21 protein-coding genes, 5 tRNA genes and 2 pseudogenes are annotated in these 23,330 nt (G+C 64.3%); 19 read left to right on the forward strand and 9 right to left on the reverse strand.

Annotated elements, in window-relative coordinates:
- Positions 1 to 1,161, forward strand: a 1,161-nt coding sequence (locus tag PVW49_RS08785) for a DUF262 domain-containing protein (RefSeq protein ID WP_274590379.1), incomplete at its 5' end; no start/stop codon positions are given.
- 1 nt (position 1,162) lies between these two features.
- The gene (locus PVW49_RS08790; RefSeq protein ID WP_274590380.1) at positions 1,163 to 1,861 is read left to right on the forward strand and encodes an MAE_28990/MAE_18760 family HEPN-like nuclease; all 699 of its coding nucleotides are present in this window, start codon (positions 1,163 to 1,165) and stop codon (positions 1,859 to 1,861) included.
- A gap of 62 nt (positions 1,862 to 1,923) precedes the next feature.
- Here the strand turns inward: PVW49_RS08790 and PVW49_RS08795 are convergent, their stop codons facing one another.
- Positions 1,924 to 2,796: a glycosyltransferase family 2 protein gene (locus tag PVW49_RS08795; RefSeq protein ID WP_274590381.1), complete on the reverse strand. Its 873-nt coding sequence runs from the start codon at positions 2,794 to 2,796 to the stop codon at positions 1,924 to 1,926.
- Between the two features lie 74 nt (positions 2,797 to 2,870).
- Between PVW49_RS08795 and PVW49_RS08800 the strand changes: the two genes are divergently transcribed.
- Complete coding sequence (locus tag PVW49_RS08800; RefSeq protein WP_274590382.1) at positions 2,871 to 3,626, forward strand: hypothetical protein; 756 nt, start codon at positions 2,871 to 2,873, stop codon at positions 3,624 to 3,626.
- Between the two features lie 63 nt (positions 3,627 to 3,689).
- Here the strand turns inward: PVW49_RS08800 and PVW49_RS08805 are convergent.
- From PVW49_RS08805 to PVW49_RS08815, 3 genes are all read right to left on the reverse strand, one after another.
- A tRNA-Asp gene (locus tag PVW49_RS08805) sits at positions 3,690 to 3,766 on the reverse strand.
- Positions 3,767 to 3,963: 197 nt separating this feature from the next.
- Positions 3,964 to 4,040: transfer RNA gene (locus tag PVW49_RS08810), tRNA-Asp, on the reverse strand.
- 163 nt (positions 4,041 to 4,203) lie between these two features.
- The gene (locus tag PVW49_RS08815) at positions 4,204 to 5,241 is read right to left on the reverse strand and encodes a LacI family DNA-binding transcriptional regulator (RefSeq protein ID WP_274590383.1); all 1,038 of its coding nucleotides are present in this window, start codon (positions 5,239 to 5,241) and stop codon (positions 4,204 to 4,206) included.
- 250 nt (positions 5,242 to 5,491) lie between these two features.
- Here PVW49_RS08815 and PVW49_RS08820 point away from each other — a divergent pair, with 250 nt between their 5' ends.
- The 7 genes and pseudogenes from PVW49_RS08820 to PVW49_RS08850 all read left to right on the forward strand — a co-directional run bounded on the left by PVW49_RS08820 (position 5,492) and on the right by PVW49_RS08850 (position 12,283).
- Positions 5,492 to 6,526, forward strand: coding sequence for a TRAP transporter substrate-binding protein (locus tag PVW49_RS08820; protein ID WP_274590384.1), 1,035 nt, complete (start codon positions 5,492 to 5,494; stop codon positions 6,524 to 6,526).
- A 104-nt stretch (positions 6,527 to 6,630) separates the two neighbouring features.
- Positions 6,631 to 7,173, forward strand: a pseudogene (locus tag PVW49_RS08825) (TRAP transporter small permease subunit); the annotation flags it as partial.
- Between the two features lie 174 nt (positions 7,174 to 7,347).
- A complete protein-coding gene (locus tag PVW49_RS08830; protein ID WP_244526446.1) occupies positions 7,348 to 8,625 on the forward strand; it encodes a TRAP transporter large permease in 1,278 nt (425 codons plus the stop codon).
- A 1-nt stretch (position 8,626) separates the two neighbouring features.
- Positions 8,627 to 9,535: an L-threonate dehydrogenase gene (gene ltnD / locus PVW49_RS08835; RefSeq protein ID WP_274590385.1), complete on the forward strand. Its 909-nt coding sequence runs from the start codon at positions 8,627 to 8,629 to the stop codon at positions 9,533 to 9,535.
- Positions 9,532 to 10,803: a 3-oxo-tetronate kinase gene (otnK, locus tag PVW49_RS08840; protein WP_274590386.1), complete on the forward strand. Its 1,272-nt coding sequence runs from the start codon at positions 9,532 to 9,534 to the stop codon at positions 10,801 to 10,803. Before ltnD ends, otnK begins: the two co-directional genes overlap by 4 nt.
- The gene (otnC, locus tag PVW49_RS08845; protein ID WP_274590387.1) at positions 10,800 to 11,450 is read left to right on the forward strand and encodes a 3-oxo-tetronate 4-phosphate decarboxylase; all 651 of its coding nucleotides are present in this window, start codon (positions 10,800 to 10,802) and stop codon (positions 11,448 to 11,450) included. Before otnK ends, otnC begins: the two co-directional genes overlap by 4 nt.
- Positions 11,447 to 12,283 (forward strand): hydroxypyruvate isomerase family protein, encoded by an 837-nt coding sequence (locus PVW49_RS08850; RefSeq protein ID WP_274590388.1) that lies wholly within the window; start codon positions 11,447 to 11,449, stop codon positions 12,281 to 12,283. Before otnC ends, PVW49_RS08850 begins: the two co-directional genes overlap by 4 nt.
- Positions 12,284 to 12,508: 225 nt before the next feature.
- On the opposite strand, the gene PVW49_RS08855 is transcribed toward PVW49_RS08850, so the two are convergent.
- Positions 12,509 to 12,584: transfer RNA gene (locus PVW49_RS08855), tRNA-Val, on the reverse strand.
- A 1,084-nt stretch (positions 12,585 to 13,668) separates the two neighbouring features.
- Between PVW49_RS08855 and PVW49_RS08860 the strand changes: the two genes are divergently transcribed.
- Together PVW49_RS08860 and PVW49_RS08865 are read left to right on the forward strand one after the other, a co-directional pair.
- Entirely contained in the window at positions 13,669 to 14,262 is a 594-nt protein-coding gene (locus tag PVW49_RS08860) for a DUF7482 domain-containing protein (protein ID WP_274590389.1), read from the forward strand.
- 120 nt (positions 14,263 to 14,382) lie between these two features.
- Positions 14,383 to 14,703, forward strand: coding sequence for a four-helix bundle copper-binding protein (locus tag PVW49_RS08865; protein ID WP_274590390.1), 321 nt, complete (start codon positions 14,383 to 14,385; stop codon positions 14,701 to 14,703).
- A gap of 511 nt (positions 14,704 to 15,214) precedes the next feature.
- Here the strand turns inward: PVW49_RS08865 and PVW49_RS08870 are convergent.
- Positions 15,215 to 15,304, reverse strand: a tRNA-Ser gene (locus tag PVW49_RS08870).
- Positions 15,305 to 15,545: 241 nt separating this feature from the next.
- On the opposite strand from PVW49_RS08870, the gene PVW49_RS08875 reads away from it, so the two are divergent.
- From PVW49_RS08875 to PVW49_RS08905, 7 genes are all read left to right on the forward strand, one after another.
- Positions 15,546 to 16,385 carry an SPOR domain-containing protein gene (locus tag PVW49_RS08875; protein WP_048531363.1) on the forward strand — a complete coding sequence of 280 codons (840 nt, stop codon included), beginning with the start codon at positions 15,546 to 15,548 and terminating at the stop codon, positions 16,383 to 16,385.
- 36 nt (positions 16,386 to 16,421) lie between these two features.
- Positions 16,422 to 17,594, forward strand: coding sequence for a D-alanyl-D-alanine carboxypeptidase family protein (locus tag PVW49_RS08880; protein ID WP_048531361.1), 1,173 nt, complete (start codon positions 16,422 to 16,424; stop codon positions 17,592 to 17,594).
- A gap of 12 nt (positions 17,595 to 17,606) precedes the next feature.
- Positions 17,607 to 18,218, forward strand: a complete 612-nt coding sequence (gene tmk / locus PVW49_RS08885) for a dTMP kinase (protein WP_048531360.1) — start codon at positions 17,607 to 17,609, stop codon at positions 18,216 to 18,218.
- 405 nt (positions 18,219 to 18,623) lie between these two features.
- On the forward strand, positions 18,624 to 19,757 hold the full coding sequence (locus tag PVW49_RS08890) for a DNA polymerase III subunit delta' (RefSeq protein ID WP_274590391.1): 1,134 nt from the start codon (positions 18,624 to 18,626) through the stop codon (positions 19,755 to 19,757).
- An 8-nt stretch (positions 19,758 to 19,765) separates the two neighbouring features.
- Positions 19,766 to 20,566: a TatD family hydrolase gene (locus tag PVW49_RS08895; RefSeq protein WP_274590392.1), complete on the forward strand. Its 801-nt coding sequence runs from the start codon at positions 19,766 to 19,768 to the stop codon at positions 20,564 to 20,566.
- Positions 20,563 to 21,363, forward strand: coding sequence for an MBL fold metallo-hydrolase (locus PVW49_RS08900; RefSeq protein WP_274590393.1), 801 nt, complete (start codon positions 20,563 to 20,565; stop codon positions 21,361 to 21,363). The genes PVW49_RS08895 and PVW49_RS08900 overlap by 4 nt, the downstream gene beginning before the upstream one ends.
- A gap of 63 nt (positions 21,364 to 21,426) precedes the next feature.
- Positions 21,427 to 22,356 (forward strand): AEC family transporter, encoded by a 930-nt coding sequence (locus PVW49_RS08905; RefSeq protein ID WP_048531353.1) that lies wholly within the window; start codon positions 21,427 to 21,429, stop codon positions 22,354 to 22,356.
- On the opposite strand, the gene PVW49_RS23740 is transcribed toward PVW49_RS08905, so the two are convergent.
- From PVW49_RS23740 to PVW49_RS08915, 3 genes and pseudogenes are all read right to left on the reverse strand, one after another.
- Entirely contained in the window at positions 22,288 to 22,818 is a 531-nt protein-coding gene (locus tag PVW49_RS23740) for a DUF2520 domain-containing protein (protein WP_420415974.1), read from the reverse strand. The two genes, PVW49_RS08905 and PVW49_RS23740, sit on opposite strands and share 69 nt — an antisense overlap.
- 15 nt (positions 22,819 to 22,833) lie before the next feature.
- Positions 22,834 to 23,181: pseudogene (locus PVW49_RS23745) on the reverse strand (hypothetical protein); the annotation flags it as partial.
- Between the two features lie 25 nt (positions 23,182 to 23,206).
- Positions 23,207 to 23,291: transfer RNA gene (locus PVW49_RS08915), tRNA-Leu, on the reverse strand.
- Between the last annotated feature and the right edge of the window lie 39 nt (positions 23,292 to 23,330).

Here is a 23,330-nt window from a genome sequence, read left to right on the forward strand (position 1 = left end):
GTGAATCACGCAGCGAGACCGAAATCAATGCATCCTGACCCTAGGCTGTTTGCGGATCACACCCGCCAGAGAATGAGAGACAGAAAATTGGAACGAGCCGACATATTTGAATCCGAGAAAGGCCAAGCAGCGGAAGACCCTGATGCGACGCACCCTCCCGCTCGGGAGGTCGTAACTCAAAACTACGATTTGGTAGTGAGTTCATTGATTGAGCAAATAAAAACTGGAGACATTGTCCTCCGGCCCTCTTTTCAACGTGGATATGTATGGCCGAATGGATTAGCATCACGGCTAATTGAGTCCATAATCCTCAATGTCCCCATCCCCCCTTGCTATTTGTCTCAGAACGAGGAATTTGAACTTGATGTCGTGGACGGCCAGCAACGCCTTCAGTCTATTTTTCGATACATAGACAACCAATTTTCTCTTTCCTCGCTGGATATTGCGAATGAACTGAATGGCTTGCGATTTCACCAACTCCCTTCCCGTATCCAACGCCAGATTAAGTCCCATACTGTAAGGTGTGTGATGATAACCAACAAGTCTCATCCTGATGTGAAGTTTGACATCTTTGAAAGACTAAACTCAAACACCGCATCACTTAACTCACAGGAGCTTAGAAATTGCATTTACAGAGGTGAATTTAACGACAGATTAAAAGAAATTGCAAACCGGGACAATTGGCTCACGATACTCGGGAGGAAATCTTCAGACAAGAGGATGAGGGGTGAGGAAACTGTCCTACGGCATTTTGCCTTCAAAGAACTTGGGCTAGAGAAATACAGAACTCCCCTGAAAAACTGGCTGAATGACGCTGCGGAAGAAGGGTCTAAGCTGACATCTCGGGAAATTGATAACTTCGACGCGCAATGGGAAAATATGCTAACCGTGTCCACGATCTGGTTCCCTCCAAACGAATGCTTTCGGCGCGCTCAAAGTAAATCCATTAACCGGGCTCTCTTTGACTTAGTTGGATTGACCGCGAGCAAGATTTCACCTGAAAACGCCATAGAATCTCGAACCAAATTTAGAAGCACCTACTACATATTACTAGAAGATGCAGAGTTTGAAGACTTGATATCTAGGTCAGTGGACCACAAAAAACGGACCGAGCGCAGATTTGAAATCTGGAGCGAAAATTATTCGTGGCTGGGAATTTGACTTGGCTCGTTATACTTCAGCGTATTCGGCTTTCGTAAATCGACTGCAGGAAGTCGATATATTACTTAAGGCAGCTCGAAACTTGGAGCGCAAAAATGCGGTCGAAAATGCCTCGGAGATTAATGCGCTGTGTCGGGGAGCTACCGTCTTACTTTCCAGTCATATTGAGGGGTACATGAAGGAGCTTGGGGAACTGACACTTTCCATGATCTATGAGCGTGGAATATGCAGATCTAAGGTCTCAAACGTTGTTTCCTACCATGCCTCGCGGGACCTTATCGAGGAAATAAAGAACACTTCTGATATTGACAAAATATCCGAAAAAGTTGTTTCTATTTTCGAGCGGGACTCGTCAATTTGGGAACAATTCGGCCCGTATCCCACGCCTATTTCTGAAGAGCGTTTCAATAAAAGTTTTTCTTCGCCGTCGTTCCAAAAGATATCATCCTATATTCGCAGGTTCGGCTATTTAGAATTCAAGAAAGATTTGAAGTCTCGACTAAAAGGTGACTATCTGATTTCTTCCAACCTTATAGATCATATCGTTGACGTCAGAAACAAAATTGCTCATGGAGATTCAACTATGTCAAAGACTCCCACTGATCTGCTTGAATCTCTTCCGATCGTGAAGCTGTTCTGCCGTACGACAGACGACTTGTTCTCCAAATGGTGCAGTAAACACATCTGCAAAATAAAATGAAGGTTTCTCTAAAAACATCGACAACTTAACAACAAAAAACGGTTTGTGCACGATGCCTCCCCTCAAACCACCCCCAAAAACCGCTCAGGCAGCACCATCACCCGATCGCTCTCCTCGCGGTCGAACTGCCAGAACGCGGTGTCGCCCCGCGGCTTCCAGCTGCGGTGCATCCCCCGCCGCACGCCGGTCAGGTCAAAGGGCGCGGCCGGCGCGGCGCTGAAGGCCTCGAACACCGCCCGGTCCTCGCCCCGCGCCTCGGCGAACCAGTGCCGCCCGATCGAGGTCTGTTTGACCGAGGCCCCCACCGCCTCGGTGACCGCGTTGCGGTGGTTCATCACCGCGACGTAATTGCCGAAGTCACAGAACTTCAGGTGCAGCAGCAGCAGGTCGTTCGGCGTGTGCAGCTTGGCGGCCTGGGTGAAATGCCCGCCCCGCGCGATCTTGACACCCTGTGACACCACGCAGGGTTTGGAATAATGCGGCGCCAGGCGGACGTGGCGGCGCGGCCCGAGGATGTGGTCCTCGATCGGCGCGGGCTCTTCCGCCACCCGGTGCACCACCTCGAGCCCCACCGGCGTCAGTACCCGCCGGATCGGCTGATCGCGCAGGACGTCGAGCAAGGAGACCCCGGCGGCGGGATCGACCACCACCAGCTCGTCGACGTCGCCCACGATCACATGGTCGTAGTAACAGCGCAGCCCCTGCACCAGATTGTTGAGCAGCCGCCAGCGCTTCATGTCGAAATTGGGATGCGGGTCGCCGGGGATGCCGATGATGTTGCAGCCCTCGGCCAGGCGCGCCACCTCCTCGCCGCGGCCATGGTTGATGATGGTGCAGTTCTCGCGGCCCAGCGCCGCGCCGTAGTGCCTGAGCCAGGCCTTGAGGAAGAAGGCATCGTCACGCACCATGGTCAGCGCGGCGGCGGTTGTCTGCATGTCATATGTCCTGCTCTTGCGCGGGTCTCTGGGCCCGGTTACCACTTTTGCACAGATTAGCCGGAAAGCCCTGCATGCGCGACACAATCCTCACCGATCTGGCCGGCACAGGCTGGGCCATCCGTCACAGCGGCAGCGCGCCGAAGCGGTTTCAGGTGATGGGCGAGCGGTCCTCGGGGACGAATTTCGTCAAGCGGCTGATCGACGGCAACACCTGGCTCGGCAATTCCGAGGTGCTGGGCTGGAAACACGGGGTGCCGGGGATGCTGGCGATCCCGGCGGATTTCACCGTGGTCTGCACCTTTCGCGCCGCCGATGCCTGGGCGCTGTCGATGCATGCCAAGCCCTGGCACGCCCGGCCGCCGCTTCAGGCGCTGGGATTCTCCGACTTCATCCGCGCCCCCTGGGACAGCCGCATCGACCGGCCGCGCTATTTCCCCTGGGCCGAGGCGCCCGAGTTCCGCGGCCAGCCGCTCCAGGCCGACCGGCATCCGATCACCGGCGCGATGTTCCGCGATCTGTTCGAATTGCGGGCGGTCAAGATGGCGGTGCTGCTGAGTTTTGCCATTCGCCATTCCTCCTGCGTTTTCCTGCGGATGGAGGCGGTTCAGGCGGCGCCCGAGGCGTTTCTCGCCGATCTGCGCGCGGGCCTTGTCCTGCCCGCGACCGACACCGCCTACAAGCCCGTGACCAAGCGCCTGGGCGCCAAGTTCAAGCCGGCGGTGATGACCCGGCCGGAGACCCCCGCCGAGATGCCCGAGGCGGACCGGGCGTGGATGCGCGAACGGCTCGACCTCGGGGTCGAAGAGGCGATGGGCTATACTTACTGAGCTGCGGAGCGACGCTCTGCGCGCGGGCCCCCGAGGGGGGTATTTTTCATCCGAAGGGGAAAGTGGCGCGGTTGACGGGGCTCGAACCCGCGACCCCCGGCGTGACAGGCCGGTACTCTAACCAACTGAGCTACAACCGCGCGTGAGGGGCTGATTAAGTGAAGCGGCGGGGGGCGTCAACGGCAAATATCGCGATCAGGCAGAAGTTTTTCGCGGCCTCGCAACCTGCGGCATTTACCGGATATTCTGTGCGACAGAAGGCTCTTTGCACGGCGCGCCAAGGCAGCGCCAGCGGCCCCGTTTGGGGCATGTTCTTCAGGGCATGAAGGAGAGAAAGTGGCGCGGTTGACGGGGCTCGAACCCGCGACCCCCGGCGTGACAGGCCGGTACTCTAACCAACTGAGCTACAACCGCGCGTGAGGGGCTGATTAAGTGAAGCGGCGGGGGACGTCAAGCGGGTTGGCCGAGATTTTCTCGGGTTTTTGCTCTGCCCCGCGAGAGCAGCCGTCTGCCCTGCCCCAGCCGGCCAGCACGGCCTGTCGACGCGGACCCGCGAGGCCGAATTCTTCGCGGCCGTTCATTTCGCAGTGACCGCCAAATCTCCGAGTGAGATAGATGGGGCCAGTATGTGGATCTTGCCACTGTCTGTTTCACCGCTTTCGACTGTCTCCAAAATTACCCTGGCAGCTGTCTCGCCGATTGCGCGGCGAGCGGTGTGGGACGTGGCAATCTTCCCTGGGAACCCTTCGAGGAGGCCCAACCCGTTGAATCCGGCCAAGGCGACCTCGCCCGGAACATCGATGCCCGCGGCGATACAATGGCACAACCCGCCAAAGGCGAGGTCGTCGTTGGAGAAATGGATGCAATCGAGGTCAGGTTGACGTGCCAGAAGTTCGGCCGTCTTGCGGCGCCCGCAGGCGATGGCCGGTAGCGTGGCCTCATCCCCTTCCCGGTGAGCCCCGTCGATCGCGTCGATGAATTCGAGACCCTGGCTGCGCAAGGCATCGAGGAAGCCCTTCTTCCGCTTGGCCGCCCTGAGATCCTTGTCGAGGTTGCGCCCGACATATCCAAAGCGCCGTCGGCCCGATGCAAGAAGGGCTGCCGCCATATCGTGCCCGGCCCCGGACTGCGAGAACCCGACACAGGCATCCACCGGATCGCCATCGCAATCCATGATCTGGACGATGGGTATACCGGCGTCGGCCAGCAATCTCCGCGATTCGTCCGGCTGGTCGAGCCCGGTGACGATCAGCCCGGCAGGCCGCCATGACAGCATGTTGCGGATGGTGGTGTATTCGGCCTCAGGATCGTAATCCGTCACGCCGAAGACCGGTTGCAGCGCCGTGCCCTTCAGGGCGTCGGTCACCCCCGACATGACCTGCGGAAACACGGTGTTCGACAGGCTCGGCACCACCACCCCGATCAGATCGGTGCGCTTGCTCGACAGCGAGGCCGCGAGGTGATTCCCGTAGTAGCCGATCTCGCGCGCGGCCTGTTTCACCTTGTCGACATTGGCCTTCGACACGTCCTTGTCCCCGCGCAACGCCCGCGAAGCCGTCATCTTGCTGACGCCGGCCGCCGCCGCGACATCGGCCAAGGTCTTTCGTTTTTTCATGGCCTTGTCGCCCTCCGGGCCCTGGTTGGGCAGCGTGACGCGCCGACCAGACCGGTGCGCCGCATGCTGTTGCCTCCCGATCCTGAGGTCGGGACGTTGACAGAATAGGCAGAATGCGGCACTGGTATCAATACCGGTAGCGATACCGGTATTGATACCGGCGCCATCGTCGCCGGTGAGGAGCCGCGATCTCACAAGGATCGCACCTATCAAAGAACCAGGGCCCCGAGGGGTTCTGACGGGAGGAAACATGACTGCTTACACTTTGAAATCCGCATTTCTGAGCGGCCTCGTTGCTGCCACGTCGCTGATGGCCAGCACGGCTCTGGCGCAGGAGTACCAGTGGACGTTCCAGACCTCGGCACAGGCCGGCGACAACTTCTTTCCGATCGAGGAAGCCTGGGCCGACCGCGTCAAGGAGCTGTCCGACGGACGCATCGAAATCACCGTCGTGCCGGTTGGCACCGTGGTGGCGCACAATGAAACCCTCGACGCGGTGGGCGCCGGCATCCTGCAAGGCCACATCACCGACCCGTCGTATTTCTCCGGCAAGGATCCGGCCTTCGCGATGCTGGGCAACCTCGTCGGCGCATGGTCGGCGCCCGAGCAGATGTTCGACTACATGGAAAACGGCGGCGGCAAGGCGCTGTTCAACGAGCTGGTGAACCCCTACGGGCTACAGTTCCTGGGCGCCTCGGCCACGGGGGTCGAGGCCTTCCTGTCGACCAAGCCGCTCTATGGCGTCGACGACCTCAAGGGTATCAAGATGCGCGCCCCCGAAGGCATGGTGCAGGAAGTCTTTGCCGCCGCCGGCGCTTCTCCGGTCAACCTGCCCGGCTCCGAAGTCTATACCGCGCTGGAAAAAGGCGTGATCGACGCGGCCGACTATACCGTGTTCTCGACCAATCACGCCCAGGGCATGCATGAATTCGCCAAGTATCCGCTCTATCCCGGCTTCCACTCGATGCCGGTGATCGACGTGTCCCTGAACAAGGCGATCTACGACGGGCTGCCGGAAGACCTCAAGACGATCCTGAACGAGTCGGTTTCGGTCTTTGCCGAGGACATGATCACGCAGCTCGACGAACAGAACGAGGCCGCCGTGGCCGAGGCACAGGCCGATCCCGAGATCACCGTGATCGACTGGTCCGACGAAGAGCGCGCGAAGTTCCGCGGCATTGCCAAGTCGCAATGGGCCAAATGGGCAGACCGCTCCGAAATGGCAGGCAAGGCCTATGAGAGCGTCACCGCCTACCTGACCGACAAGGGCCTTCTGGCCGAGTGATTGCCACCTGACGGCAAGACCGGAAGGGGCCGGCCACGGCCCCTTCTTCTGACACCATCCAGCTCACGTTCCGGGAGGGGACAATGGCACAGCAAGACGCGGCGATGACCGACGCCGAAATCGAAGCGCAGCTCGAGGCGCTCAAACGCGCCCATGAAGACGACAGCGCCGGTGCCCAGAATGCGCTTGATCGCGGCATCCTGACGGTGGGCACCGCCTTCAGCTTCCTGTTTGCCATTGCGACGGTGATCTCGATCTACGAGATCATCATGCGGTATTTCTTCAACGCGCCCACGATCTGGGCGCATGAGACGGTGATCGCGCTAATCGCGGCCTGTTATCTCTATGGCGGCATGCAGTGCCTTGCCGCCGACAAACACATCCGCATCGGGCTGATCTATTTCGGCACCTCCGGCGGCACCCGCCGGCTGCTGGATGTGGTCAACGGGCTTCTGACGCTGTTCTTCGCGGTGGCGATTGCCTACGCGGCCTATACCATGGTCGAGAAATCCTGGTGGAGCCCCCAGGGCGATATCCGGCTCGAGCGCTCCGGCTCGGCCTGGAACCCGATCACGCCGGCGATCATCAAGATGCTGCTTCTGATCACCGCCATCGTGCTGGCGATCCAGTCGGTGGGGCATATCTGGACCGCCTGGAAAGGCACCGGCTTCCGGCAGAGCGCCGGCGAGGCGCCCGGCAAATTCGCCGTGGCCGGCATCGGCCTGGTCTTTGCCCTGCTTCTGGCCGGCGGCTATCTGCTGTTCAGCGAAGGCCGGAACCTCGGCATCGAGACCGGGTCACTTCTGCTGGTGGGCTCGATCATGATCCTGATCCTGACCGGCATCCCGCTGGCCTTCGTCACCGGGCTGATCGCGATCCTCTTCACCATCGCCTGGTTCGGGCCGATGGGCGTGCCGCTGGTCTCCAGCCGCATCTATTCCTTCGTCAATGAATACGTGCTTGTCGCCATTCCGATGTTCGTGCTCATGGCCTCGCTGCTCGACCGCTCGGGCATGGCCCGCGATCTCTATGATGCGATGCGCCTCATTGCCGGCCGGATCAAGGGCGGCGTCGCCGTCCAGACCCTGGTGGCCGCGGTCTTTCTCGCCGCAATCTCCGGCATCATCGGCGGCGAGATCGTCCTGCTGGGCCTGATCGCCCTGCCGCAAATGCTGCGGCTTGGCTACAACCGGGCGCTGGCCATCGGCACCGTCTGCGCCGGTGGCTCGCTGGGCACGATGATCCCGCCGTCGATCGTGCTGATCGTCTATGGCCTGACCGCCAGCGTCTCGATCGGCGACCTCTTCCTCGCCACGGTGACCCCCGGCCTGATGCTAGCCTCCTTCTACATCATCTACATCCTCATCCGCTGCTACGCGAACCCGGAAATGGGCCCGCCGATCTCTGACGCAGAGCTGGACATTCCGATGTCCGAGAAACTGCGCAAGATGCGCGGCGTGATCCTGCCGGTCGGCGTGGCGGTGACGGTTCTGGGCTCGATCTACGGCGGCATCGCCTCGGTGACCGAGGCCGCGGCCATGGGCGTGGTCGGCGTGTTCCTGTCGGCCGCGATCCGGCGCGAGGTGACCTGGACGCTGATCCGCGACAGCCTGAAACAGACGCTGGAGACCTGCGGCATGATCATCTGGATCGGCCTCGGCGCCGCGGCGCTGGTGGGTGTCTACAACCTCATGGGCGGCAACCGCTTCATCGAAGCCACCATCCTGGGCAGCGGCGCCTCGCCGATTGTCATCGTGTTGATCATGATGGGCATTCTCGTGGTGCTGGGCCTCTTCATGGACTGGATCGGCATCGCGCTGCTGACCATGCCGATCTTTGTGCCGATCATCATCAAGCTGGGGATGGACCCGGTCTGGTTCGGCATCCTCTTCGCGATGAACATGCAGGTGAGCTACCTCTCGCCGCCCTTCGGCCCGGCCGCCTTCTATCTGAAATCGGTCGCCCCCAAGGACATGAGCCTGTCGGAGATCTTCCGCGCGCTGATCCCCTTCATCTGCATTCAGGTCGTGGCGCTCGCCATCGTGTTGTTCTTCCCGCAGGTCGCACTCTGGCTGCCGGAATGGTTGAAAGGAAATTGAGATGAGCAAAGACACCCGAAACGTTGCCGTCATCGGCCTGGGCTCCATGGGCTTCGGCATGGCTGCCTCGGCATTGCGCGGGGGACACAAGGTCTGGGGCGTCGACATCGACGCCGACCGGATCGCCAGGTTTCAGGCCGAGGGCGGCCAACCGACCGCCCTGGCCGATGCCGGCGATACGCTTGACGCGGTTGCGGTGGTGGTGCTGAACGCCGCCCAGACCGAAAGCGTGCTGTTCGGCGACGCGGGCATCGTGCCACGGCTTAGGCCCGGCGCGGTCGTCCTGGCCTGCGCCACCGTGCCGCCCGAGTTCGCCCGCGACATGGCCACCCGCTGCGCAGCCCAAGGCGTGCTCTACCTCGACGCGCCGATCTCGGGCGGGGCCACCAAGGCCGCCAATGGCCAGCTCTCGATCATGGCCTCCGGCACGCCCGCCGCTTTTGACGCCGCCCGCCCGGTGCTGGACAGCATCGCCGAGACGGTCTTTGACCTGGGCGACACAGCGGGCGCCGGCAGCGCCATGAAGGCGGTCAACCAGCTGCTCGCCGGGGTGCATATCGCCACCATGGCCGAAGCGCTGACTTTCGGCATGACCCAGGGCGTCACGCCGGAGAAATTCGTCGAGGTGATCAGCAAATGCGCCGGCACCAGCTGGATGCTCGAGAACCGCGCGCCGCATGTGGTGGAGGGCGACTACACCCCGCGCAGTTCGGTCAACATCTGGCCCAAGGATCTGGGCATCGTGCTCGACATCGCCAAACAGGCGCAGTTCAGCGCCCCGATCACCGCCGCCGCGCTGCAACAATTCCTCGCCGCCGCCGGCATGGGCCACGGACAGGAGGATGACGCCGCCGTCGCCAAGGTCTATGCCCGCAACGCCGGGCTCACACTTCCGGGAGAGACCGCATGACCACCGTTCTTGGCTGCATCGCCGATGATTTCACCGGCGCCACCGATATCGCCGGCCTGCTGGCGCGCTCCGGCGTCCGCGTCTCGCTGCGCATCGGCGTGCCGGACGGCCCGCCCCGCGACACCGCCGCCTTCGAGGTGATCGCCCTGAAATCGCGCACTGCACCGGTGGGTGAGGCCCTCGCCGAGACCCGCGCGGCGCTGCGCTGGCTTCAGGCCGCCGGCGCGCAAAGGTTCTTCTGGAAATACTGCTCCACTTTCGACTCGACCTCCGAAGGCAATATCGGCCCGGTCGCCGAGGCGCTGATGGCCGATCTGGGCACCGACCAGACGATCTACTGCCCGGCCTTCCCGGAAAACGGCCGGTCGATCTTCATGGGCAACCTCTTTGTCGGCCGCCAGCCGCTGGCGGAAAGCCCGATGAAGGATCACCCGCTGACCCCGATGCGCGACAGCAACCTGATGCGCCTGCTGGAGCCGCAGGTCACCAAGGCCGTGGGTCTGGCCGACCGGCTGACCGTGGCGCAGGGACCGAAGGCGCTGCGGGCCGAACTGGCCGCGCTCAAGACGCAGGGCGTAGCGCATGTGGTGGTCGATGCAGTGGCGAACTCCGATCTCGATGTGATCGCCGAGGCCTGCCGCGACATGCCCTTGATGACCGGCGGCAGCGCGGTGGCCATGCCCTTGCCCGCACTCTACCTCGCCGATGGCACGCTCTCGGCGGATGCGCCCAAGGCAGAGGCCCCGACGCTCGGGCGGGGCACCATCGTGCTCTCGGGCAGCTGCTCGGCCATGACCAACAAGCAGGTGGCGGATTATACCAGCCGGGGCGTCCCCGCCTTCCAGCTCGACCCGTTGTCCCTGGCCGAGAATGGCCCGCAAAGGGCGCTCGATTGGCTGGCGCGCCAGGATCTGGACACGGCCCCGCTGATCTACGCCACCGCCAATCCCGACAGCGTCCGCGCCGCGCAGGAGAAGCTCGGCGTTGCCGGCGCCGGCGAGATCGTCGAGGCGACGCTCTCGGCCTGCGCCGTGGCGGCCCGCGATGCCGGCGCGCGGCGGGTGATCGTCGCCGGGGGCGAGACTTCGGGCGCGGTGACCAAGGCGCTTGGCGTCAGCCAGCTCGACATCGGCACCGAGATCGCGCCGGGCGTGCCCTGGACCTATTGCCAGTCGGGCGGCCAGCAGATCGCCCTGACCCTGAAATCCGGCAACTTCGGCACCGAGACCTTCTTTACCGACGCCCAGGCCCGACTGGAGGCCGCATGACCCCGGAAAGCCAATTGCGCGAACAGATCTGCCTGCTGGCGAAATCGATGTTCGATCGCGGTCTGACCGGCGGCAGCACCGGCAACATCTCGGCCCGGACCGAGGATGGCGGGCTCTTGGTTTCGCCCACCGGCACCAGCTTCGGCCGGCTCGATCCCGGCCGGCTCAGCCGTTTCGATGCCGCTGGCAGCCATATCGACGGCGACAAACCCACCAAGGAAATGCCGCTGCACAGCGCCTTTTACGACACCCGCAGCAGTGCCGGCGCGGTGGTCCATCTGCATTCCTGCCATTCCGTCGCCCTGTCGATGATGCCGGATGTGGACCCCGACAACTTCCTGCCGCCGCTCACGCCCTACGGCATCATGAAGCTCGGCAAGGTAAAGCTCCTGCCCTTCTACCTGCCCGGCGATCCGGCGATGGGCGACGCGGTGCGCGGCCTTGCCGGCAAACGCACGGCAGTGATGCTGGCCAACCACGGCCCGGTGGTCGCCGGCCGCGACATCGAGGCCGCCTGCAACGCCATCGAAGAGCTGGAAGACACCGCAAGGCTGGCAATGATGACCCGCGGGATGCAGCCGCGCGGTCTGACCCAAGATCAGGTGCAGGCGCTGGTCACGAAATTCGACGTGGAGTGGGATGCATGAAGTTTTCGGCCAACCTGGGCTTTCTCTGGAACGACCGCCCGCTGCCCGAGGCCATCCGCGCCGCCAAGGCCGCCGGCTTCGACGCGGTGGAATGCCACTGGCCTTACGAGACCCCTGTCGACGAGGTGAAGGCCGCCCTGCGCGAAACCGGCCTGCCGATGTTGGGCCTCAACACCCGGCGCGGCGATGTCAGCGCGGGTGACAATGGGCTGTCGGCCATACCGGGACGCGACGTCGAGGCACGGGCCGCCATCGACGAGGCCATCGCCTATGCCACCGCGATCGGCACCCCCAACATCCACGTGATGGCGGGTTTTGCCTCTGGCGCCGAGGCCCGGGCGACATTCGCCGAAAACCTCGCCTATGCCTGCACAAACGCCGCCCCGAATGGCATCACCATCCTGATCGAACCGCTGAACAAATACGACGCGCCCGGCTATTTCCTGACGACGACCGACCAGGCGCTGGCGATCATCGAGACGGTGCAGGCGCCCAATCTCAAGCTGATGTTCGACTGCTACCATGTGCAATTGATGGAGGGCGATCTCACCCGCAGGATCGAGACACTCCTGCCGTGGATCGGCCATTTCCAGTTCGCCTCCGTCCCGGATCGCGGCGCTCCCGATCACGGTGAGATCAACTACGCCCATGTGTTCGAGGTCACCCGCAGGCTTGGCTATGACGCCCCGCTTGGCGCGGAATACAAACCTGGCGGCAACACCGACCACACGCTTGGCTGGCTGAACAATGCGGCGGCCTCCCTGCCCCAGGCTTCCGTTCGGCCAGTGCGATCTGGTGTTGAAGCTGGGCGACAGCGCCGGACAGCAACTTGAGCGCATGCCGGTAGTCGCCATCCAAGGGGCTGCGCAGCTCCGTCTTGCCGACGATCTTGCGCAGATCCTTTGGTACCCACCAGCCGCGCATAATACCGTTCGGAACGGTTGATGAGGTGACGAACCTTGCCTGCCACCGGAACACCTTCTGTAACCAAAGTTGTAACCATGAAGCGGGCATAGGCCCCTACTGCAAGGGCTTATTTTAGTTTCAAAGGGTTAGGATGGTGGGTGATGAGAGACTCGAACTCCCGACATCTTCGGTGTAAACGAAGCGCTCTACCAACTGAGCTAATCACCCTTGGTCGCTGCTTCTAATGCCCCGCGTAGGGGGCTTCAAGATGGAAAGCAGGCCGGGTTGTCCGAAAATCGCACCTGCCCCGCGCCGCAGGACCCGTTGACCAGACCTCGCATTGAGCCGGGTCTGCGGTGCCTTGGCGCGCCAGATGCAGGGGTCGCGTTGCCCAGAGGTTTCAAACAGGTTTCCGGCCATGCGCAGGCGCATAGCGCCGGTCCTGGAAAATCCCGAACTTCCACCACCGGTTACATCGTGGCCGGGCAAACGCCCGCGGAACAGGTTAAATTCGCAGCACCAAGCCGGTACAATGCATCGTCAATATAGGGTTTTCTCTAGGTTGTTCGACCTTCGCCTGTGATGGTAGCCGGAAAGCCTAAGCTGTTAAATACACGACATAATATTCTAGGAAGGTCGAATGCGCACACCGAAGACGACAATCATACCCTCTGTGAACCCTGTTCGCGTTGCCAGCATGGGCCCCTCAGACGGCGGCACGTCCGAAGTTGATGCGCCTGACCGGGCCAGGAACTTCGCGGCCCTCGAAACCTGACCGCCAGTCATTACCTACGCCCTGCGCAGGCCAACTTGGGCAGAGCGAAAATCGAATTTCAGCACAGCCGTTGGCGTGCGCAGTTATTGGTATGGAGCGTTGCTTTTGGTGTCCGCCTTCCCGGTCTGAATGCCGGGTCGTTTTCGGGTATTCGGCGTGTTCTTTGAGGGCGGGCCGGAAGACCGGATGCGGCGGCGGGATCAAAGGTTACTGGTCTCCTGCGCAAGGGTTTGACGCCGCTTTTTGCGGCGGCGAATTCATCGTCGACACCACGTTTGGCCCTTGAGAAAGTTCGACCCCGGCTCCCTTCGGCCGGGGTCATTTCACTTCAGGCACGTCGTCATAAAATTCGCTCTGAACACCGAATGCCGAACGAGGCATGTTGGCGCGATCAAGATCAGGAATTGGCGGCATGACACCCAAAACCGATACACCTTAGGTCAGTCGCCGACGCCGGCATGGAATATACCCCGTTGACACCGTACCTCGGTACGGCGGTTAGAGTGCATTGGGAATCAGCAGTCCGAGGTGATCCCGATGCGCAGACAAATCCGAAAAATCCACAAGTATGCCGCCGTATTTCTGGCCCTGGGCCTCACAGCAGCGCCAGCGAGTGCTCAAACCGGCTCGATGTCCGACGGATCGGAAATGACGCCGATGATGGACATGTCGGGCGGCATGGATATGGCTGACATTCCCCGTGTGCCGCCTGTCTTCGGATATGCCACGGGAGAAGACATCCACTTCATCCATACGGAAGTCTCGGATCCCGGGATCGCCGGCATTCTGTCAGACATGATGGGATCGCCTGTTCCGGTTGTCCCGTCATTGGCGGACATTCCGGCTGACCTCCTGGCCCCCGTCTATGTCTTCGAGAATGGGCTTCAGCCGGACGGCCCCCGTGGGCCGCTGGGTTTTCAGCCAGACGTGTTCGACCGACCGGCAGGCACCGAAGCCTATACCCCCCTGCGCAAGATCATGCTGGTGAACTGGTCGGACAGCACCGAGCCGCGCGTCCTGCGCTCTGCCGAAGCCATTGCCAAGGCCGAAGCGAACAACGAGATCCGCATCTCCGACAGCGGGATCGTCGTGAACATGCCGTTTCTCACTTGGCCCGACGGTTCCCGTTAGACCCCGCGTTTTCGGCCCGCTCGCCTCTTTCTCGTTTCTCGCTGAACGAGCGGGCCGAACCCGCCTGCCCGGCAAAAACGCCGGGCGGTTACCCCAGGAAACTCGACAAGGAGAATATCGATGAATGACCAAGCCCTGAACGATTGCATCCAGGCTTGCCTCGACTGCACCACCGCGTGTGAAACCTGCGTGGATTGCTGCCTTGGCGATGCGGCAATGTCGGACTGCCTTCGCCATTGTCTCGATTGCGCGGAGGTCTGCCAGGCCTGTGCGCGGGTCATGGCGCGCAAGTCGCCGATGTCGAAGAAGTGGTGCGCCCTTTGTGCCGAAATTTGCGAGGCCTGTGCCGCCGAGTGCGAGAAGCACGACAAAGAGGCTTGCCAGCGCTGCACCGAGGCCTGCCGTCGGTGCGCCGAAGCCTGCCGCAAGATGGCTGCATAAGCCGACGCGCCGTGGCCGGGGGGGGCGTGCCATCCCCGGCCCGCAGCGCAAGAGCACAGCGTCGGTGGGCCAAACTCTCAAAGGATTGCTCGCCGGGCAGGCCGGTTCGGTTCGCGCATTTCAAGCCACTGTTGAAAACCCCAACCGGCGGGGCCGGAGATGGCTTCCCCACAAGCGCGACATCCGGCCGGGGCCGCCTTCAGGGCGATCCGGCCGATTTGCAGCAGGGCGGCGAGGGTGAGGGCCGTTGAGTTCGGGGGGTACGGACACAGCGCGCCCCGGGGTTGACCCGGGGCCCCTTGGGTGCGGGCAGACGAGAGACCGGATCATGAACTGAAAAGGGTCTGCGACCAGCTCCACGCGCCCCCCAGAAAATGCCCCGGAGGAAAGACACCCGCCGAGGTCTCCCGGGAGGGATGACGGAGGAAACGGGCAGACGCCCCTCCCCTCGACGCCAACAGGAGTCGCGGTTCAAGTATCGCTCTCAGGAAAATCGGGGAAAAGGTGACCGTGGCGGAGGAGGTGGGATTCGAACCCACGGTACGCTTTCACGCACGCCGGTTTTCAAGACCGGTGCATTCGACCACTCTGCCACTCCTCCGCGCTTCGCTTCGTTAAACGGCGGCAAGTGATTCTGCAAAGCGCTCTGATGCAGGATTTCCGCCGATCCGGCCTTGCGGGCCTTTTCTTGCATGCGGGCAGAGGATAAGCTGTCGGCGCGCGACATGGCGCAGGCAGTCTGGACAAGACCGGAAAACCGGCAAGGCCTCGGCAGAGGCACTCAAGGCGAAAAGGGCAAGATAATGATTTCTCAGCGAGTTTCCGCGGTCGGCCGATCCCCCATGCCGCGTGGCGCACGGGTGCTGCTGGCCGGCACCGCGATCTGGCTGCTGGCGGCCTGCGAGAACGGCGCACAGCTTCCCGGCTTTCTGCAATCCAAGGACAGCGCGGCCACCGCCGCCGCCCCGGCCAGCCGCGCGACCCGCCTGGTGGAGCGCGATGTCGAGGCGCCGGATGTGTTCCAGGTCACCGAAGGCGGGCTCTGGGACGGCCGGCCCTCGCTCGGCGGGGTCTGGGTGGCGCACCCGGATGTGCGCGAGCCCGAGCGGGTGATCATTCGCAACCCCTCGAACGGCAAGTTCGTGATCGGCGCGCTGTTCCGCAAGGAACGTGCCACCCCGGGGCCGGAGCTTCAAGTGTCCTCCGATGCTGCCGATGCGCTGGGCCTGGTGGCCGGCCAGCCGACCAACCTCAATGTCACCGCGCTGCGCCGCGAGAAGACGCCGGAAACCCCGCAGGTGCCCGAAACACTGGACCCTGCCGGCCTTGACGCGCCCGAGGCGATCACCGCGTCCGAGCTTGACGCCCCCGCCGCCAGCGCCGCCGCGGCGATCGCAGCCGCCCCCGCCACGCCGCCCAGGCCGAAACCGGCGCCGCAGGCCGCGAGCCTGGACAAACCCTATATCCAGCTCGGCATCTTCTCGATCGAGAAGAACGCCGAAAATACCGCCGCCGCCATGAAATCCCGCGGGTTGAACGCGATCATCAAGAAGCAGTCGAGCCAGGGCAAGACCTTCTGGCGGGTGCTTGTCGGCCCCGCCGCCAGCGCCGCGGAGCGCGCCGCCGCGCTCGGGACGATCAAGTCGGCGGGCTTTACCGATGCCTATGCCGTGACCAATTAACCGCCCCGCCGAGGGCCCTTGCCAATCGGACCTGCCATGACGAGACATTTCGCCGCCCCCCTCCTCGCCTTCGCGCTGGCCGCCTCGACGGCGCTGCCGCTGCATGCCTTCGAAACCCGCGCGCAATCGGCTTTCGTGGTCGACATGACCACCGGCACGGTGCTGCTGGCCAAGGATGCCGACACTCCGCTGCCGCCGGCGTCGATGTCCAAGCTGATGACGCTCTACATGGCCTTCGAGGCGATCCGCGACGGCCGGCTCGATCTTCAGGAAAAGCTGCCGGTGTCGGAACACGCGATGTCCTACGGCGGCTCGACCATGTTCCTCGACACCACCGACCGGGTCAGCGTCGAGGATCTGCTGCGCGGGATCATCGTGCTGTCGGGCAATGATGCCTGCGCGGTGATCGCCGAGGCGCTGAGCCCCGATGGCACCGAGGCCGGCTTTGCCCGCTACATGACGCGGCGGGCGCAACAGCTGGGCATGACCAATTCCACCTTCACCAATTCCAACGGCTGGCCCGCCGCAGGCCACCGCATGTCGACCCGGGATCTGGCGCTGATCGCCCGGCGGCTCATCGAGGATTTCCCCGAATTCTACCCGATGTTCGCCGAACGCACCTTTGCCTTCGACGGCCGCGCGCCGCAGAACGTCAGCAACCGCAACCCGTTGCTGCGGCTCGGCATCGGCGCCGACGGGCTCAAGACCGGCCACACCCAGGAGGCGGGTTATGGCCTCGTGGGCTCGGCCAAGCAGGATGAGCGCCGCATCGTCTTTGTCGTCTCGGGCCTCGACAGCGAACGGGCCCGGGCCGAGGAAAGCGAGCAGATCGTCAACTGGGCCTTCCGGCATTTCACCCAGTCCAAGGTCGCCGCCCAGGGCCAGGTGGTGGCCGAGGCCGATGTCTGGATGGGCTCGGAGATGAAAGTCGGCCTGGTGCCGGCCGAGGATATCGAAATGCTGGTGCCGGTACTGGCCAGCGGCAAGGTCAATGCCGAGGTCGTCTACAACACCCCGATCGAGGCGCCGGTGGCCAAGGGCGACCAGCTGGGCGAGATGATCATCTCGCTCGAGGGGCTGCCCGAGAAGACCGTGCCGCTGGTCGCGGATCGCGACGTCGCGGCGGGCGGTTTCATGAGCCGGGTGACGACAGCGGCCAAAGTGCTGCTCAAGCAATGGGGCGCCCCGGTGCCCGGCCTGGCCTCCTGACCCGCGCGCCCGGTGTTCATCTCTTTCGAAGGCATTGACGGATCGGGCAAATCCACCCAGGCCCGACGGCTGGCCGAGCACCTGCGGGCGCTGGGCCGCGAGGTGGTGCTGACCCGCGAGCCCGGTGGCTCGCCCGGCGCCGAGGAGATCCGCGCGCTGGTCTTGCAGGGCGATCCCGACCGCTGGTCGGCGGAGACCGAGATTCTGCTGTTCACCGCCGCGCGCCGTGATCACCTGGAGCGGACGATCCTGCCGGCGCTGGCGGCCGGCAAGGTGGTGATCTGCGACCGTTTCGCGGATTCGACGCGCATGTATCAGGGTCTCTCGCGCGGCGATCTGCGCGGCATCGTCGACCAGCTGCATGCGCTGATGATCGGCCGCGAGCCGGACCTGACGATCCTGATCGACATGGACCCGGCCCTCGGTCTGGCCCGCGCCAAGGGCCGCGGCGGCGTGGAAGAACGGTTTGAGGATTTCGGCGCCGGGTTGCAGGAGCAGATGCGGGCCGGCTTCCTGGCGCTGGCCGGCGAATTTCCGGATCGCTTTCGGGTGATTGACGGCGGCCGCGCGGTGGATGAGGTGGCGCAAGACGTCGCGGAGCTGGCGGCGCGCGAACGGCTCTGAGCTCCGGCAGGCCAACCGAGGGCGGACCGAGGCGGCCCCCACGGTGCCTCCCCGTCCCGGCCCCCGCGCCGGGACCTCTCCCGTGGCGATCGGAACCTCTTTCATGACGAACCACGGAGCCCCGGATCAGGTCCGGGGCGGGACACGCCCGACAAGGCACGCGCGCGTTTGCGCAGGGTTCAGAGCAAACGGCGGTGGCCGCCGGTCCAGACGCAAGGCGGCCGCTACAGGACCTCCCCGTCCCGGCCCCCGCGCCGGGACCTCTCCCGTGACGAACCAAGGGGCCCCGGATCAGGTCCGGGGCGGGACATTCCCGGCAAGGCACGCGCGCGCCCGCGCCGGTGCCACCGCCAAAGGCCAGATCCCCCCTTCCGTCCGGCACGCCGCCGCACTACACCTGAGCACATGAGTGACGACCGTCCCCAGCCCGACCAGACCGAAGGCGCCCCTCACCCGCGCGACACCGCCCGGCTGCTCGGCCAGGCCGCGGCCGAGCAGGCCTTTCTCGCGGCCGTCACCTCGGGCCGGCTGCACCATGGCTGGATGATCGCCGGGCCGCGCGGCACCGGCAAGGCGACGCTGGCCTGGCGCATCGCCCGACACCTGATCGCCCATCCGCCCGGCGCGGCCGATGACGGTCTGTTCGGCGCGCAGCCGCCGCCCCGCTCACTGGATATCCCCGAGGATCACCCGGTCGCCCGCCGCATCGCCGCCGGATCCGAGCCCGGGCTGTTCAAGCTCACCCGGCCCTGGGACGACCGCGCCAAGCGGCTCAAGGCCGAAATCACCGTCGACGAGGTGCGCAAACTGAAATCGCGCTTTGCGCTCTCGGCCGCGGATGGCGGCTGGCGGGTGGTGATCGTCGATGCCGCCGACGAGATGAACACCAGTGCCGCCAACGCCCTGCTGAAGCTGCTGGAAGAGCCGCCGGCGCGCGCCACGCTGCTGCTTGTCACCCACCAGCCCTCGGCGCTCCTGCCCACCATCCGCTCGCGCTGCCGCATGTTGCACCTGCGCCCGCTCTCGCCGCCCGACATGGCCGCCGCGCTCGACCAGGCCGGCGTCGCCGTGCCCCCCGAGGAGGCCGAGGCACTGGCTGCGCTTTCGGCCGGCTCGGTCGGCGATGCGATCCGGCTGTCGCTCAACGAGGGGCCGAAGCTCTATACCGCGATCCTGACGCTGCTGGGCTCCCTGCCCCAGCTTGACCGGGCCCGTGCGCTGGCACTGGCCGAGGCCGCCACCGCGCGTGGCGCCGAGGACCGGGTCAACACCATCTTTTCGCTGCTTGACCTGGCGCTGATCCGGCTGGCCCGCGCCGGCGCCTCCGGCCAGATGCCACAGCCCGCCGCGGCGAGAAACGAGGCCGAGATCTTTGCCCGCCTCGCCCCCGATCTGCGCCGCGCCCGCGCCTGGGCCGAAATCGGTCAGCAGATTTCCGAACGCAGCCGCCACGGCCGGGCGGTCAATCTTGACCCTGCCGCGCTCATCCTAGATACGATGATCAAACTCCAGAAAACGGCGTCCGACCTGGCCGCCTGAGGCGGATCATGAGCAACCCGAAGATCACCGACAGTCACACCCATCTCGATTTCCCCGATTTCGATGACGCGCGCGACGCCATTGTCGCCCGTGCCGTCGAGGCCGGGGTGCATCGCATGGTGACCATCTGCACGAAACTGAAGAACGAACCCGGGGTGCGGGCCCTGGCCGAGACCTACGATCCGGTCTTCTATGCCGCCGGCACCCACCCGATGAGCGCCGCCGACGAACCGCTGGTCACCACCGATGCGCTGGTGGCGCTGGCCGATCATCCCAAGTTCGTCGGCATCGGCGAGACCGGGCTCGACTATCATTACACCTCCGAGAGCGCTGATATCCAAAAGAAATCCCTGCGCATCCATATCGAGGCGGCGCAGAAGACCGAATTGCCTCTGATCATCCATGCCCGCGCCGCCGATGACGACATGGCCGAAATCCTTGCCGCCGAGCACCGCAATGCGCCGTTCTCCTGCGTGATGCATTGCTTTTCCTCGGGCGCCGCGCTGGCCAAACGCGCCCTCGACCTCGGCTTCTACCTGTCGATGTCGGGCATCACCGCCTTTCCGAAAAGCGCCGAGCTGCGCGATATCTTTGCCGGCGCCCCGCTCGACCGCATCCTGGTCGAGACCGATGCGCCGTATCTTGCGCCGCCGCCCCATCGGGGCAAGCGCAACGAGCCGGCCTATACCGCCCACACCGCCCGCAAGGCCGCGGAAACCTTCGGCCTCGACTACGGCGAATTCGCCGCCCGGACCGAAGCCAATTTCGAACGGCTTTTCGCCAAGGCCGCCGCGTGGTCGCCGTCATGAGCGATCACTATCGGTTCACCATTCTCGGCTGCGGCTCGTCCGGTGGCGTGCCCCGGCTTGGCGGCCATTGGGGCGATTGCGACCCGGAGAACACCAGAAACATCCGCCGCCGCTGCTCGATGCTGGTCGAGCGGGTGGGCCCGGGCGGCATCACCTCGGTGCTGATAGACACCTCGCCCGACCTGCGCAGCCAGTTGCTCGACACCGGCACCGGCCGACTCGACGGGGTGATCTTTACCCATGCTCACGCCGATCACACCCATGGCATCGACGATCTGCGGATGATCGTCTTCAACATGAAGACCCGGCTGCCGGTCTGGGCCGACGGGCCGACGCAGGACGCGCTTCTGGCGCGGTTCGGCTATGCCTTCGCCCAGCCCGAGGGCTCGCCCTATCCGCCGATCCTCGACCTGCACACCATCGCCGGCGATGTCACCGTCGATGGCGCCGGCGGGCCGATCACCTTCACCCCGTTCGAGGTCAACCACGGATCGATCGACGCGCTGGGCTTTCGCATTGCCGGGTTGGCCTATGTGCCGGATGTCGCCGAGATCCCCGAGGCGGCCTGGCCGCTGCTCCAAGGGCTCGACATCTGGATCGTCGACGCGCTGCGCCGCAAGCCGCATCCGACCCATGCCCATCTCGCGCGGACGCTCGAATGGATCACCCGCGCCGCGCCGCGGCGGGCGGTGCTGACCAACATGCATATCGATCTCGACTATGCCACGCTGGAGGCCGAAACCCCCGACCACATCACCCCGGCCTACGATCTCATGCAGCTGACACTTCCTGCATGACCTGGTGTTTCTTCTCTTTCCAAATACGCCCACGCCACGGCGGCCGCGGGGCGCAAGGCTGACATGCAGGCGCTGCTCGAGGTCATCCTGCCGGTCTTCCTGGTGATCGGCGCCGGCTATCTCGCCGTCTGGCGCCGCTGGATCAGCGACGGCGCCATCGATGGCCTGATGGATTTCACCCAGAAGATCGCCATCCCGGTGCTGTTGTTCCAGGCGATCTCGCGGCTCGATCTCGGGGCGCATTTCGACCTCGCGTTGCTGCTCAGTTTCTACACCGGGTCATTCACCGGCTTCGTCGTCGGACTGCTGGCGGGGCGCTATGTCTTCAAGCGCGCCTGGGAGGATTCGGTTGCCATCGGCTTCTGCTGCCTCTTTGCCAATTCGGTGATGCTCGGCATCGCCATCACCGAAAGCGCCTATGGCGCCGGGGCGCTGGGGCCGAACTATGCCATCGTGGCGCTGCATTCGCCCTTCTGCTACGGCCTCGGCATCACCGCGATGGAGATCGCCCGTTCGCGCGGCACCCCGGCGCGGCAGATGCCGGCCAAGGTGCTCAAGGCAATGTTCCGCAACGCGCTGGTGATTGGCATCATGCTGGGCTTTGTGGTGAATTTCTCGGGCTTCGCGCTGCCGCAGGTGGCCACCGACGGGATCGATCTGGTGGTACGTGCGGCCATTCCCTGCGCGCTCTTTGGCATGGGCGGGGTCATGTACCGCTATCGTCCTGACGGAGATTTCCGCATTATCGCAATGGTCTGTGCCGTTTCCCTCATCCTGCACCCGACGATCACCTACACAATGGCGACGATCACCGGCCTGTCCACCGGGGCGCTCCGCTCGGCGGTGCTGACGGCGACCATGGCGCCGGGGATCAACACCTATGTCTTTGCCAATATGTACGGCGTGGCCAAGCGGGTGGCGGCCTCATCGGTGCTGATCGCCACCGGGCTGTCGATCCTGACGATCTGGGTCTGGCTGTCGCTCCTGCCCTGAGCCGGTGCGCCCGGTTGACTTGAGCCGAGCGGCCATGGCGCTGAGCAGGTCATAGACCGCCCCCGCCTCCGCCTGCCATTCGGTCACCGCGCGGCCCTGGGCCCCGATCACCGCCGCATCGCCGCGCGCCGCCGGCCCGGTCAGCGCCGCCTGCGGCCCCTTGGCCAGGACATTCGCGACCGTGCCCCGCAGCAGCGTCGCATGCAGGTCGGTCACCACCGCCGCGGGCACGCCGGCCTCGGCCCAGGCCTCTTGTGCGAGGCCCTGAAGCACGGTGGTGAAGTTGTTCGAAATCACCGCCGCCGCGTGATAGAGCGCCTTGGCCTCGCCGCGGATCGGAAAGCAGCGCGCGCCGAGCGTCGAAAAGACCTCCGAGAGCCGGTCTGCCGCCGCGCCCTCGATGCCGCAGAAACAGCCGGGGAACTGGCGCGCGGCGCTCGCCGGATCGGCGAAGGACAGCACCGGATGCGCGCTGCCGGTCTGCCAGCCGGCCTCTGCCAACGGCGCCAGCAGCGCCGCCGGGTGAAAGCCGCTGCAATGCGCCGCGACGGCCGGGGGAAGGCCCTGACGGGCGAGGTCACCGGCAACGCCGGCAAGCTGATCGTCGGGTACGGTGAGCAGAAACAGATCGGCCGGGCGCAGGTCTTCGAACCCGGTGATGGCGCGGCCGCCGCCGGCGAAATCCCGCGCCGCCGCTGCCGCATCCGGCCGCCGGGCGAGGATATCGGCAAGCTCGAAAACGCCGGAGCTGTGACCGAGGCGCAACAGCGTCTGCCCCACCCTGCCAGGGCCGATGACGGTGATCGAGAGGGGGCGGGTCATGCGAAAATCCTCTGCTCGGGGCGAGGAGTGGTGCGGGTGAAGGGACTTGAACCCCCACGCCTTGCGGCGCCAGAACCTAAATCTGGTGCGTCTACCAATTCCGCCACACCCGCATCCTTGCGCCCCGCGGAACCGCGCGCGCCCGCCGGTCT

Origin of the sequence: Marinovum sp. PR37 (assembly GCF_028807375.1) — a bacterium.
In the GTDB taxonomy this organism is placed as follows: Bacteria; Pseudomonadota; Alphaproteobacteria; order Rhodobacterales; family Rhodobacteraceae; genus Marinovum; species Marinovum algicola.